This window comes from Rhodoferax aquaticus (assembly GCF_006974105.1).
In the GTDB taxonomy this organism is placed as follows: domain Bacteria; phylum Pseudomonadota; class Gammaproteobacteria; order Burkholderiales; family Burkholderiaceae_C; genus Allorhodoferax; species Allorhodoferax aquaticus_A.
This window is the reverse complement of record NZ_CP036282.1, coordinates 4,391,451-4,404,714: the sequence shown is the minus strand read 5'-3', so window position 1 is coordinate 4,404,714 and position 13,264 is coordinate 4,391,451. Positions and strand designations below refer to the sequence as shown.

The window sequence follows — 13,264 nt, the reverse complement described above, 5'->3', positions numbered from 1 at the left end:
AGGTGGCGGATGTCGATGGGCGTGGACACGGCCTTACAGCACCACTTTCACCATGGGGTGGGTCGACAAGGTGCGGTACAGCTCGTCGAGTTGTTCGCGGCTGGTGGCGGTGATGGTGACGGTCACACCCAGGTACTTGCCGCCTTTGCTTTCGCGCAGCTCGATGGTGGAGGCGTCAAACGCGGGGTCAAAAGCCTTGGCAATCTCGGTCACGGCGTGGACCATGCCCTCGACCTTCAGGCCCATAACCTTGATGGGGAACTGCGAGGGGTACTCAATCAGCGACTCCGCGCGGGAGGGCGTGAGGCCCTCGCCGATGACGGTGGGGGTCGCAGGGTTGGACGGTGTGGGGGGCGTAGGAGCTTGGGTCACGGTAAGTGCTTTGAGAGGTTGAATTGCGCCGGGGGGTTGCGGATCAGGCAGCCACGAGGGACTGCGCGGGGTCGGCTTTGAGCTGCTGGTATCCGGCATACAAGGCTTGGTAGATGGGGCCGGGCAGGCCTTTCGCAAGGTGGCCCACGGGCTGGCCGTCTAGCAGCGTGACCGGCAGCACTTCTTTGGTGGCGGAGCTGAGCAAGAGCTCGTCGGCGTCTAGCACTTCCGCGCGGGTGATGGGGCGCAGCACAAAGGGAATGCCTTGGGCGCGGCAGATGTCTTCGAGCACGCCGTAGCGAATGCCTTCTAGCACCAAGTTGTCTTTGGGCGGGCCATAGACCGTGCCGTTCTTGACCACCCAGACATTGCTGGAAGAAGCCTCACTCAAGTGCTCGCCTCGGAACATGATGGTCTCTACCGCGCCTGCGTCCACGCTGATCTGGCGGGCGAACACGGCGCCTAGCAAGCTGGTGCTTTTGAGCTGGGCTTTCTCCCAGCGGAAGTCGTCTGCTGTGACGCAGGCCACCCCTTGGCTGCGCTGCTCGGCCGTAGCCAGCTTCATCACATTGCTCATGGCAAACACCGTGGGCGTGAGCCCTTCCAGCATGGCGTGGTCACGCATGGCCACACCCCGGGAGATTTGGATGTACACCAGCTGATTAGTGGCTTGGGCTGTAGCGCCCGTGGATTGTGCGTAAGCAGCTACTAAATTAGTAGCTATCTGCGCCCATTCTGCGCGGGTGTGGGGCTGGGGAATGCGGGTGGCGTCCAGGCTGCGCTGCAGCCGGTCCATGTGGGAGTCAAAGCGAAACAGCTTGCCTTGGTAAACGGGAATCACCTCATACACCCCGTCACCAAAAATGAACCCACGGTCCATCACGCTGATTTTGGCGTTGGGGAGTGTGGTGCTTTCGCCGTTGAGGTAGCAGGGGAGTGGGGGCAGTGCGTGCATGCCCCAATTATCGCAGCCGGGTTGCTGCACCGGCTGTGCAGTGGTTACTGGGGTAACTCTAGGTAGTGCTTGGCCAGGGACACAAAGGCCGCCACCTCGGGGTCGATGCCGGTTTCTTCTTGCAAGATGGCGCCCACGCGCTCTGCCAAGGTGCTGGCTAGGCGGGCGTCCAAGAAGAGCAAACGGGAGCGGCGGGCCAATACGTCTTCGACTTTGATGGCGTATTCATAGCGCGCAGCAAAGCGCACCATGGCCTCGGTCAGGCCGTCGCACAGGGGTTTGTCGGCACCGGGCAGCGCTTGTACCGCCGCTTGTTCATCCCCGTAAGAATGCAGCCCGGGCGCTTTGCTGATGGATTGCACCGGCACCGGCGCGCCGTTGGCACCCACCAAACGCAGGTGTGTGGTTACGCCCTTGGCAGTGGCTTTGAGCAGGCCTTTTTCTTCGCACTTGCTCAGCACGTCTTCGGCCATGGCGCGGTAGGTGGTCCATTTGCCACCGGTGACGGTGACCAAGCCGCTGCGGCTGACCAAGACGGTGTGCTCGCGGCTGATGCCCTTGGTGTTGTCGCCGTCGTCGTCCTGGGGTTTGACCAGCGGACGCAGGCCCACCCATACGCTTTTCACGTCGGCACGGGTTGGGGCGCGGCGCAGGTAGCGGGCCGACTCACTCAGGATGAAGTCCACTTCTTCTTTGAAGGGTAGGGGCTCGCGCGCCAAGTCGTTGCGGGGGGTGTCGGTGGTACCCAAAATGACTTTGCCCAGCCATGGCACGGCAAACAAGACGCGGCCGTCGGCCGTTTTGGGCACCATGAGGGCGACCTCGCCACCCAAAAACTCGCGGTCCACCACAATGTGCACGCCTTGGCTGGGGGCTACCATGGGTTTGGTGGGGCGGCGGCCATCGGCACCGTTGGCCGCGCCGTCTTTTTGGCGCAGTTCGTCCACCCACACACCTGCCGCGTTGACCACGCAGCGTGCTTGGATGCGGTAGGTGGTGCCGGTTTGGGTGTCTTCACACACCAAGCCCGCTACCTTGCCATCGGTATAAAGCAAGTCGTTGGCGCGGCAGTAGTTGAGCAGCAGTGCGCCCTTGCCCACTGCTGTGCGGCCGATGGCCAGCGCCAAGCGCGCGTCGTTAAATTGGCCGTCCCAGTACTTCACGCCACCTTTGAGGCCTGCAGGCAGTGCCGTAGGCAGGGCGCTCAGGGTTTGGTCGCGGTTTAGAAATTCGGTGCTGCCCAGGCCCGCTTTGCCGGCCAGTGCGTCATACATCTTGAGGCCAATGCCATAGAACGGCGTCTCCCACCATTGGTAGGACGGCATGACAAAAGGCAGCGGTTGCGCCAGGTAGGGCGCGTTGTTCAGCAGCGTGGTGCGCTCGTGCAATGCCTCGCGCACCAGAGAAATATTGCCTTGCGCCAGGTAGCGCACGCCGCCGTGGACCAGCTTGGTGGCACGTGAGGAGGTGCCTTTGGCAAAGTCATGCGACTCGACCAAAACCACTTTAAAGCCCCGGGCCGCTGCGTCCAGTGCCACGCCAAGTCCGGTGGCGCCGCCGCCTACGATGGCGATGTCATACGTCTGCTCTGGTCCCAACTGGGCGAAGAGCTGCGCGCGGGCGGTAGACAGGGGCTGGGTGGTGGTGGCCATAGGTGGAAATTCAGTGGGGTCTACAAAGGGTGCGCTAGGTGCCCAAGATGGCAATAGTGACTACAAATTAAGAAGGCCGTGTGGCACACCGTGTGCGCCCACGGCCTTTGTTAGAGGCGCTTGCCTCAGGGAACTACGGGGCATTTAACCGCAGTGCAACCAGGGTTGAACCGAGGAAAAATGCCCTTTTGCCTTGGCTTAGCGAACCTTGCCGGCCTTCCATGCGCTCAACAAAGTGTCGTACGCAATGGTTTCACCCTTTGGCTTCTCGTTGGCCAGCTTCTTCCAAGGTGCGCCTTTGTCGCTCAGCCACTTGTCGGGGCTGCTCTTGGCGTTGAGCTTGGGTGGGCAAACGGCCATGCCGGAGCGCTCCAGACGGCCCATAACGGCGTCCATTTCTTCAGCCAGGTTGTCCATCGCGGCTTGAGGTGTCTTCTCGCCAGTAACGGCAACCGCCACGTTCTTCCACCACAGTTGGGCCAACTTTGGATAGTCAGGCACGTTGGTACCAGTCGGTGTCCAGGCCACGCGCGCGGGGCTGCGGTAGAACTCCACCAAGCCACCCAATTTAGGCGCCATGTCGGTCATCGCTTTGGACTGGATGTCGGACTCGCGAATCGGTGTCAAACCAACGGTAGTCTTCTTCAAAGACGTGGTCTTGGCGGTCACGAACTGGGCGTAGAGCCAAGCAGCGGCCACTTTGTTGGCATCGTGGTCTTTGAAGAAAGTCCATGAGCCCACGTCTTGGTAGCCGTTTTGCATGCCTTGCTTCCAGTAAGGGCCGTTAGGTCCAGGAGCCATGCGCCACTTAGGTGTGCCGTCTGCGTTCACAACAGGCAAGCCAGGCTTGATCATGTCGGCGGTGAAGGCGGTGTACCAGAAGATTTGCTGGGCGATTTGGCCTTGTGCGGGCACAGGGCCGGCTTCGCCGAAGGTCATGCCGATGGCTTCTTTGGGCGAGTACTTCTTCATCCAGTCGATGTACTTGGTCAAAGCGTACACAGCTGCTGGAGAGTTGGTCGCACCACCGCGTGACACGGAGGCGCCTTGGGGCGTGCAACCGTCAGCGGAAGCACGGATACCCCACTCGTCCACTGGCTTGCCGTTAGGAATGCCAATGTCTGCAGTACCGGCCATGGACAACCATGCGTCGGTGAAACGCCAGCCCAAGGATGGGTCTTTCTTGCCGTAGTCCATGTGGCCATAGATGGGCTTGCCGTCGATGGTCTTGACGTCTTCGCTGAAGAAGGCGGCGATGTCCTCGTAGGCGCTCCAGTTCAAAGGCACGCCCAAGTCGTAGCCGTATTTGGCTTTGAACTTGGCTTTGAGCTCTGGTTTTTCAAACAAGTCAGCGCGGAACCAGTACAGGTTGGCGAATTGTTGGTCAGGCAGTTGGTAGAGCTTGCCGTCGGGTGCAGTGGTGAAGCTGGTACCGATGAAGTCTTTGATGTCGATGCCAGGGTTGGTCCATTCCTTGCCATTGCCCGTCATGTAGTCGGTCAGGTTCAGGATCTTGCCGTAGCGGTAGTGGGTACCGATCAGGTCGGAGTCGGTGATCCAGCCGTCATAGATGGATTTGCCAGACTGCATGGAGGTTTGCAGTTTCTCCACCACATCGCCTTCGCCGATCAGGTCGTGCTTGACCTTGATGCCGGTGATTTCTTCAAAGGCTTTGGCCAGCGTCTTGGACTCGTACTCGTGGGTGGCAATGGTTTCTGACACCACGGAAATCTCTTTGATGCCCTTGGCTTGCAGTTTTTTGGCTGCATCGATAAACCACTTCAACTCAGCGGTTTGCTGGGCTTTGGTGAGGGTCGAAGGCTGGAACTCTGCGTCAATCCATTTTTTCGCTGCGGCTTCGTCAGCCCAGCTAGGTGCGCCTATGGCGCAAGCCATGGCCACCGCCAATGCGGAATACTTCAATTTCATTATTAATCTCCTCGGTCTGATTAACCCCTGTGGGAACAAAGCGTCGGCTCCAGGGGGTACAAGCCGTTGCTCGGGAACACGGGTTTAGCCTTTGCGCATGACCAGGCCCAGGAGGGCCATGGAGGCGACAAAGCTGATCCAGATAGACGGTTCTGCCTCTAGGCTCATCCATTCCATCATTCGGCCACTGAGGCCAATGAAAGCCAAGTTCACGTAAGCCGCGCTGAGCAGGCCTACAAACAAGCGGTCGCCACGCGTGGTTTCCATGGGCAAAAAGCCTTTGCGCATGGTGGTGGGTGATTTGATTTCCCACACCGTCATGCCAATAAGCATGAGCACGATGCACGAGAAAAACACGGCCACGGGGGTGGTCCAAGCCATCCATTCAAACATGGGCTACTCCTATCAAACGCGACCCATCGCAAAGCCTTTTGCGATGTAGTTGCGAACAAACCAAATAACGATGGCGCCTGGCACGATGGTGAGTACACCCGCAGCGGCCAGGGTGGCCCAGTCCATGCCAGAGGCCGACACGGTGCGGGTCATGGTGGCGGCAATGGGCTTGGCATTCACGCTGGTGAGCGTGCGGGCCAAGAGCAGTTCTACCCAGCTGAACATGAAGCAGAAGAAAGCCGCAACGCCAACGCCCGCCTTAATCAAGGGAATGTAGATGCGGATGAAGAAGCGGGGGAAAGAGTAGCCGTCGATGTAGGCGGTCTCGTCAATCTCACGCGGAATGCCACTCATAAAGCCTTCCAAAATCCACACGGCCAAGGGCACGTTGAACAGCAAGTGCACCAGTGCCACCGCAATGTGCGTGTCCATCAAGCCCACCGAGGTGTAGAGCTGGAAGAAGGGCAGCAAAAACACGGCCGGTGGTGTCATGCGGTTGGTGAGCAACCAAAAGAACACATGCTTGTCGCCCAAGAAGCTGTAGCGAGAGAACGCATAGGCTGCGGGCAGTGCCACGGTCAAAGAAATGACGGTGTTGATGGCTACATAGATCAAGCTATTGATATAGCCCGAGTACCACGCGGGGTCCGTCAGAATGGTTCTGTAGTTGTCCCACGTAAAGTGGTCCGGGAACAAGGTGAAACCCGCCAAGATTTCGTTGTTGGTCTTGAATGACATGTTGATCATCCAGTAGATGGGCAACAAGGCAAAAATGAGGTACGCCAGCAAGAACAGCGAGCGTTTTTGGAACTTGGGTTTAGACATGTGACCCCCATGCGATGCACGTTATGTAATCGCAGCCCCCCAAGGGGGTGCGAGCTTGTTTGGGACGGCCCGGCACTGCGCTCATTGCCCACCCTCCTTGGCTTGGGTGCCAACGCGCTGCATCCAGTTGTACAAGATGAAGCACATCAACAAAATGATGAGGAAATAAATGAGGGAGAAGGCTGCCGCTGGCCCTAGGTCAAACTGTCCCACCGCTTTTTGGGTCAGGAACTGGGACAAGAATGTGGTCGAGTTACCAGGGCCACCGCCGGTCAGCACAAAGGGCTCGGTGTAAATCATGAAGCTGTCCATGAAGCGCAGCAGCACCGCAATCATCAGTACGCCGCGCATTTTGGGCAGCTGCACGTACCAGAACACGTCGAGCTTGCTCGCGCCATCAATGCTGGCGGCTTGGTAGTAGGCGTCCGGAATAGAGCGCAAACCGGCGTAACCCAGTAGCGCCACCAAGGGCGTCCAGTGCCATACATCCATCAGCAGCACGGTGAGCCATGCGTGCGTGGCGTTGCCGGTGTAGCTGTAGTCAATACCCATGCCCAGTAAGGCTGCGCCCATCAAGCCAATGTCGGTGCGTCCAAAAATCTGCCAAATGGTGCCCACGACATTCCATGGAATGAGCAAGGACAGCGACACGATGACCAAGACAGCTGAAGATTTCCAGCCTTGTGCTGGCATGGACAGAGCCAGCAAAATTCCCAGTGGGAGCTCTACAGCCAACACGGCGAACGAGTAGGTGAGCTGGCGTAGGAGTGCACCATGCAACTCTTCGTCGCGCATGATGGCGGCAAACCATTCGGTGCCTACAAACACACGGCGCTCTGGCGAGATGATGTCTTGGACCGAGTAGTTGACGACCACCATCAAAGGCAAGATGGCCGAAAACGCCACACAAATCAGCACGGGAAGTATGAGAAACCAGGCCTTCTGGTTGACGGGTTTGGTGGTGGTGCTCATGCCACGATCTCCTCGTTTTTGTAGAAGCAGGTGTGCTCACCCATAAGTTGCAGCCACACAGCATCTCCCGCGACCAGTGGGGTTGAGTCGGCGGGTAGGCGGGCTTTGATGAGGTGTTGCTCGCGCGTGGCCGTCAAAATGGTGTGCGTCCCTACATCCTGGACTTGGACGACCGTCATGGGCAATGCGCCTGGCGCGTCAGCTGCGGCAATGCGCACATATTCAGGCCGCACGCCTAGCTTGAACGTGCCATCTGGTAAGCCTCTATCCGTCGGCATACGCATCTGGGCGCCGCCGATACTGAAGGTTTCGTTGTGGACTTGGCCGGACAAAAAGTTCATGCCAGGTGATCCAATAAAGTGGCCTACGAAGGTGTGGCTAGGGCGTTCAAAAAGATCGGCCGCAGTTCCCACCTGCACGGCACGCCCACGGGTCATGACCACCACTTGGTCAGCAAAGGTCAATGCTTCCACTTGGTCATGCGTGACGTAGATCAGAGTGAGCTTGAGCTCATGGTGAATCTGCTTAAGTTTGCGTCGCAGTTGCCACTTCAAATGGGGGTCAATCACCGTTAAGGGTTCGTCAAACAAGACGGCGGATACGTCGGGGCGCACCAGTCCACGGCCCAAAGAGATTTTTTGCTTTGCATCAGCCGCCAAACCTGAGGCGCGCTGGTTGAGTTGACCACTCATTTCCAGCATTTCGGCGATAGCGCCTACGCGCTTCTTGATTTGCTCTTGCGGCATCTTGCGATTGCGCAAAGGAAAGGCCAAATTCTCAGCAACCGTCATGGTGTCGTAAATGACGGGAAACTGGAACACCTGCGCGATGTTGCGCTCTTGGGGGGTGGCGCGGGTGACGTCTTTTCCGTCAAACAGCACGCTTCCCTGTGAAGGGGTGACCAAGCCTGACATGATATTGAGCAAAGTGGTTTTGCCGCAGCCTGAGGGACCCAGAAGTGCGTAAGCACCGCCATCCTCAAAGGTCATCTTGAGAGGGAGCAGAGCGTAGTCGCTGTCCTGCTGAGGGTCACGCCGGTACGCGTGGGCGAGGTCGAGTTCAATACGTGCCATATCAGCGTCCTTTGCCGCGCACGGGGGCCAAAAGCAGCAAGCCCTCAGCATCAAATACGTAGATGTGGGCGGGGTTGAAGTAAAAGGTGACGGATTCACCGAGGTCGAAGTGATGCACGCCTGTCAGTTGGGCTACAAGCTCGCCCAACGCCGTTTCAAAGTGCACAAAGGTGTCCGTTCCAGAGATTTCTGCTAACTCCACCTTGCCTTGCAGCGCCACGTCTCCTTCCATGGATTCGGTGTGCAAGGCGCTTGCGCGCATGCCGACAGTGAGAGCAGGTGAGGGGCGTGCTGGCAGTGCCAAGCGGAGTTGCGGTCCGTTGGCGAGTTGCAGTCCAGCGCCCGTGCGACTGGCCTCGATTAAGTTCATGGGCGGGTCACTGAAAGCCCTGGCTACGCGCAATGATTTGGGCGCATGAAATACCTCGGAGGTTGGGCCGTACTGCAGGAGCTCACCGGCATCCATGACAGCGGTGTAACCCCCTAAGAGCAGAGCTTCTCCAGGCTCTGTGGTTGCGTAGATCACGGTCGAGTTGCCAGCAGCAAAAAGGGCAGTGAGCTCGTCACGCAGTTCTTCGCGTAATTTGTAGTCGAGGTTGACCAAAGGTTCGTCCAGCAGCATCAAAGGTGCGCCTTTTGCCAAGGCGCGTGCCAGCGCCACGCGTTGTTGTTGCCCGCCAGATAGTTCCGCAGGGTAGCGGTCAAGGAACATCTCAATGTGCAGCTTTTCTGCCAACTCGCGTACGCGTTTTTCAATGTTTTGTTCCCCGCGCAGTTTCAAGGGCGAGGCGATGTTGTCGCGCACTTTGAGCGACGGGTAGTTGATGAACTGTTGATAGACCATGGAGACATTGCGCTGGCGCACTGGGACTCCAACGACATCCACGCCATCCACTTTGACGCTTCCTGAGGTGGGCGCATCCAGCCCGGCCATCACCCGCATGAGGGTGGTCTTACCAGCTTGTGTGGCACCCAGCAAAACTGTGACTGCGCCGCTGCGAGGGGCGATGTCCATGTTGTAGAGCCAAGTTTGGGGGCCGACCTTTTTGCTGATGCCTTCAAGTGTTAGCTGCATCGCTTGCCTTTTTCTTTCTGTTTGTTTTGTGATCTTTTGAATTCATTATTGTTCGTTTTATTTCCTTTCGTGTTGGTAATTACCCTATAAAAGTTCTTTTTGATTCGTTTTAAAGTTGGATTGCATTGTTTCTCCACGGCAAAATACAAAAATGAAAACCAACCCACGCCAACTCACATTGCTATCAGTCGTGCAAGACAAGGGGGCGGTGACCGTTGAGCAGTTGGCCGAGACGCTGGGCGTTACTCTGCAAACCGTCCGTCGGGATGTGCAGCGCTTGGCCGATGAGGGCTTGCTCGCGAGATTTCACGGGGGAGTGAGGGTGCCGAGCTCTACGGTGGAGAACATTGCCCATCAACAGCGAGAGAGCTTGCACGCCGAGGGCAAGCAGCGCATTGCGCGGTGCATTGCGGACGCTGTGCCCAATGATTGCTCTTTGATCTTGAACATCGGTACGACCACGGAGGCGATCGCCCGGGCGCTGCTCAAGCACACAGGTCTGCGGGTGATTACGAACAATCTCAATGTGGCATCCATTCTGAGTGCCAATCCTCGGAGTGAAGTGATCGTGGTCGGTGGCGTGGTCCGCGGGTTGGATCAAGGCATCGTGGGAGAGGCGGCGGTCGACTTCATTCGTCAGTTCAAGGTGGACATTGCGCTGATTGGCATCTCCGGCATTGAGGCCGATGGCACCTTGCGTGACTACGATTACCGCGAGGTGAAGGTGTCCCAGACCATCATGTCCCACGCCCGAGAGGTGTGGTTGGCGGCGGATGCGAGTAAGTTCAATCGGCCCGCCATGGTGGAGGTGGCGCGCCTGTCTCAGATTGACCGTTTGTTTACCGACGCCGAGCCTCCCGAGCCGTTTCCAGCGCTATTGACGGAAGCCCAAGTCCGCCTCGATGTCGCGCGGTAATGAATGCTTCGCTCGATTTGTTAACCGCACTCCTGCGCCCAAGTTTTTGCCCTACTGAACTTTCCATCCATACTTCATGACATACCTCTTAGCCCTAGACCAAGGCACCTCCAGTTCGCGCAGCATAGTGTTTGATGCGCAGGGTCGAACCGTTGCCCACGCGCAGTTGGAGCTGCCGCAGATGTACCCTCAGCCCGGATGGGTGGAGCATGATCCACTGGAGATCTGGAGAACGCAGGTATCAACCGCGCGCGAGGCGCTTTTGAAGGCCGGGATCACTGCTGCACAGGTTAGCGCGATTGGCATTACCAATCAACGCGAGACTACCGTGGTGTGGAATCGTCTGACCGGCGCGCCCATTCACCATGCCATTGTTTGGCAGGATCGCCGGGCAGAGCCCACGTGCGTTGAGCTTAGAGAGCGGGGTCTGGCGGGCACGATACAGGCCAAAACTGGGCTCTTGGTAGACGCCTATTTCTCCGGAACCAAGCTGAAGTGGATTTTGGATAACGTGGCAGGCGCAAGAGGTTTGGCGGATGCAGGCGAGTTGGCGTTCGGAACGGTAGATTGTTGGCTGATGTGGCAACTCACCAAAGGAAAGGTTCATGCTACTGATGTGAGTAATGCGTCCCGCACCATGCTGTTTAACGTGCACACGAACACGTGGGATGCCGACCTGCTAAAAGAACTTGGTATTCCCGCAAGCATGATGCCCAAAGTGCAGCCTTCCAGTTCTCTATTTGGTGAAATCCATCCGGATGTGCTGGGTCATCCAGTGCGTATCGGTGGTGTCGCCGGAGATCAGCAAAGTGCGCTCTTCGGGCAAGCTTGTTTCAAGGCCGGAATGGTGAAGAACACCTATGGCACGGGATGCTTCATGTTGATGCACACCGGCTCTGAGTTTCAGACGTCAGGCAACGGGCTGATCACCACAAGCGCGGCACAGGTAAGTCTTACGCCTGAGTTCGCCATTGAGGGGAGTGTCTTTGTTGGGGGCGCTGTCGTGCAATGGTTGCGCGATGGTCTACATGCGATTAAGACGAGCGATGAGGTCCAAGCTTTGGCGGAAAGCGTTCCAGACTCCGGTGGCGTTGTCGTAGTGCCGGCCTTTACGGGACTGGGTGCGCCATACTGGAAGCCCGATGCACGAGGGACCATTACTGGACTGACGCGGGGGAGCACGGTGGCGCATATTGCCCGCGCCGCATTGGAAAGCATTGCGTTTCAGAGCGCTGCCCTATTGAACGCAATGGGCCGCGATCTGAGTGCTGCCAACGGCGCTGCAGTGCGGGAGCTCCGCGTGGACGGCGGCGCGAGCGGCAACGACTTCCTTATGCAATTTCAGGCAGACCTGCTAGGCATTCCGGTGGTGCGGCCCGAGACCACGGAAACGACCGCTTTGGGAGCCGCCTATTTGGCGGGACTCTCCACCGGGGTGTTTCATAGCTGCGAACAGTTGAGTCAGCTCTGGCAGGTAGAGCGCAAGTTTGAGCCCAATCTGCCGAGTGCTCGGGTGGCTGAGCGCATGTTGCAGTGGGAGCATGCCGTAGCACAGGCGACCCATTAGGGTGCGCAACCATGCCCCATTTGGGGATAATCGCTACGCTCGATTTCAATCTGGGCGGGTTTCTACGTATAATCAGAGGCTTTGTGGCTATACGCTTGTAACATTCCGAACGCAATGATGACCGTCCCCAACACTTTTGGTGCAAATGACGAGTCTGAGGAGCGAGAGGCGCCAATCAAGGTTTTGACGGCGCAGGAAGTGCAGCAGTTGGTTGCGAAGCAGCCTAAGCAATCACCTTGGATGGTGGTTGGTTTGCAGGTGGTGGTCGGTCTGGTGATTTCAATGGTGTCTTATGGCATTTATTCGGATTTGCTGGTGGCTGCATCTGTTGCGTATGGAGCTATAGCGGTGATAATGCCGACCGCCGTGTTTGTGCGTGGCTTGCAACGGGCGGTGCGTAAGGGTGAGCAGGGTTCCGCAATCACTAATTTCGTGGTTTGGGAATTGGCAAAGATTTTGTTGACTGTTGCAATGTTGTTTGCGGCGCCGCAGTTGGTAGTTGGGTTGAATTGGCTGGCCCTTGTGGCCGGGTTTGTGGTGACATTGAAGGTGTATTGGTTGGCCGTGTGGCTGCGACCAAGCGACCCAGTGTCAGCAATTCGGTAATTTTTGAAACATTTATTGGTGACACATGTCTGCAACTGAAAGCGCTGGAACACATGCCCCCTCAGCTGGAGAGTACATCCAGCATCATTTGCAGCATCTGCAAAAGAACTTCGACTTTGAAAGCGTCAAGCAAACGAGTATTGTCGATTTCAGTGTCTTTAACTTAGATTCGGTGTTCTTTTCTGTGGTGCTTGGCATCGTGGGATGTTTGGTGCTGTGGAGCGCAGCTCGTAAAGCAACGTCGGGCGTGCCTGGTCGCTTCCAAGCGGCTGTTGAGCTTTTGTCGGAAATGGTTGAGAACCAGGCGAAGGGCGTCATTCATAACGCTAAAAGTCGTAAGCTGATCTCTCCACTGGCGTTGACCGTGTTTGTTTGGATATTCTTGATGAACGCGATGGACATGCTGCCTGTGGACTTGATTCCGCAGATTTGGCATGCCGCCGGCCCTGCAATGGGTTTCACAGACTACATGCGCGTCGTGCCTACTGCAGACCTCTCAACCACTTTGGGCCTTTCTTGTTCGGTTTTGTTGATTTGCGTGTTCTACAACATCAAGATCAAGGGATTGGGTGGCTGGGCGCATGAGTTGATTGCAGCGCCTTTTGGCGACCATTGGGCTCTGTATCCCATTAACTTCTTGATGCAAATGATCGAGTACCTTGCTAAGACGGTGTCTCACGGTATGCGGTTGTTTGGCAATATGTTTGCAGGTGAGTTGGTGTTTATGTTGATCGCCTTGATGGGTGGCGGCTGGGCACTGTCGGCAACTGGTGTTGGATTGGCCATCGGTCACATCATCGCCGGAACCGTATGGACACTGTTCCATATCCTGGTGATCACTTTGCAAGCCTTCATCTTTATGATGTTGACGCTGATCTACACAGGTCAAGCGCACGACGCACACTGATGTAACTTTTCCCCGGTTTCTT

13 protein-coding genes are annotated in these 13,264 nt (G+C 57.2%); 4 read left to right on the top strand and 9 right to left on the bottom strand.

The features are described 5' to 3' along the window. Positions 1-33 precede the first annotated feature (33 nt). The 9 genes from EXZ61_RS20300 to EXZ61_RS20260 form a co-directional block, all read right to left on the bottom strand. On the bottom strand, positions 34-372 hold the full coding sequence (locus EXZ61_RS20300) for a YbeD family protein (protein ID WP_425353592.1): 339 nt from the start codon (positions 370-372) through the stop codon (positions 34-36). A 43-nt stretch (positions 373-415) separates the two neighbouring features. Then, entirely contained in the window at positions 416-1,327 is a 912-nt protein-coding gene (locus EXZ61_RS20295; protein WP_142813748.1) for a D-amino acid aminotransferase, read from the bottom strand. Positions 1,328-1,371: 44 nt separating this feature from the next. Further along, positions 1,372-2,979 carry a glycerol-3-phosphate dehydrogenase/oxidase gene (locus EXZ61_RS20290; RefSeq protein WP_142813747.1) on the bottom strand — a complete coding sequence of 536 codons (1,608 nt, stop codon included), beginning with the start codon at positions 2,977-2,979 and terminating at the stop codon, positions 1,372-1,374. Between the two features lie 198 nt (positions 2,980-3,177). Beyond that, the gene (locus EXZ61_RS20285) at positions 3,178-4,908 is read right to left on the bottom strand and encodes an ABC transporter substrate-binding protein (RefSeq protein WP_142813746.1); all 1,731 of its coding nucleotides are present in this window, start codon (positions 4,906-4,908) and stop codon (positions 3,178-3,180) included. A gap of 84 nt (positions 4,909-4,992) precedes the next feature. Then, positions 4,993-5,301: a DUF2160 domain-containing protein gene (locus EXZ61_RS20280; RefSeq protein ID WP_142813745.1), complete on the bottom strand. Its 309-nt coding sequence runs from the start codon at positions 5,299-5,301 to the stop codon at positions 4,993-4,995. A gap of 12 nt (positions 5,302-5,313) precedes the next feature. After that, positions 5,314-6,126, bottom strand: a complete 813-nt coding sequence (locus EXZ61_RS20275) for a carbohydrate ABC transporter permease (protein ID WP_142813744.1) — start codon at positions 6,124-6,126, stop codon at positions 5,314-5,316. Positions 6,127-6,207: 81 nt separating this feature from the next. Beyond that, complete coding sequence (locus EXZ61_RS20270; RefSeq protein WP_142813743.1) at positions 6,208-7,098, bottom strand: carbohydrate ABC transporter permease; 891 nt, start codon at positions 7,096-7,098, stop codon at positions 6,208-6,210. Then, positions 7,095-8,171: an ABC transporter ATP-binding protein gene (locus tag EXZ61_RS20265; protein WP_142813742.1), complete on the bottom strand. Its 1,077-nt coding sequence runs from the start codon at positions 8,169-8,171 to the stop codon at positions 7,095-7,097. Before EXZ61_RS20265 ends, EXZ61_RS20270 begins: the two co-directional genes overlap by 4 nt. A gap of 1 nt (position 8,172) precedes the next feature. Continuing rightward, positions 8,173-9,246, bottom strand: coding sequence for an ABC transporter ATP-binding protein (locus EXZ61_RS20260; RefSeq protein WP_142813741.1), 1,074 nt, complete (start codon positions 9,244-9,246; stop codon positions 8,173-8,175). Between the two features lie 151 nt (positions 9,247-9,397). On the opposite strand from EXZ61_RS20260, the gene EXZ61_RS20255 reads away from it, so the two are divergent. The 4 genes from EXZ61_RS20255 to atpB all read left to right on the top strand — a co-directional run bounded on the left by EXZ61_RS20255 (position 9,398) and on the right by atpB (position 13,242). Beyond that, a complete protein-coding gene (locus tag EXZ61_RS20255) occupies positions 9,398-10,162 on the top strand; it encodes a DeoR/GlpR family DNA-binding transcription regulator (protein WP_142813740.1) in 765 nt (254 codons plus the stop codon). 76 nt (positions 10,163-10,238) lie between these two features. Continuing rightward, on the top strand, positions 10,239-11,729 hold the full coding sequence (glpK, locus tag EXZ61_RS20250; RefSeq protein WP_142813739.1) for a glycerol kinase GlpK: 1,491 nt from the start codon (positions 10,239-10,241) through the stop codon (positions 11,727-11,729). 81 nt (positions 11,730-11,810) lie between these two features. After that, on the top strand, positions 11,811-12,335 hold the full coding sequence (locus EXZ61_RS20245) for an ATP synthase subunit I (protein ID WP_237219020.1): 525 nt from the start codon (positions 11,811-11,813) through the stop codon (positions 12,333-12,335). 25 nt (positions 12,336-12,360) lie between these two features. Beyond that, positions 12,361-13,242: a F0F1 ATP synthase subunit A gene (atpB, locus tag EXZ61_RS20240; RefSeq protein WP_142813738.1), complete on the top strand. Its 882-nt coding sequence runs from the start codon at positions 12,361-12,363 to the stop codon at positions 13,240-13,242. Positions 13,243-13,264: the final 22 nt, after the last annotated feature.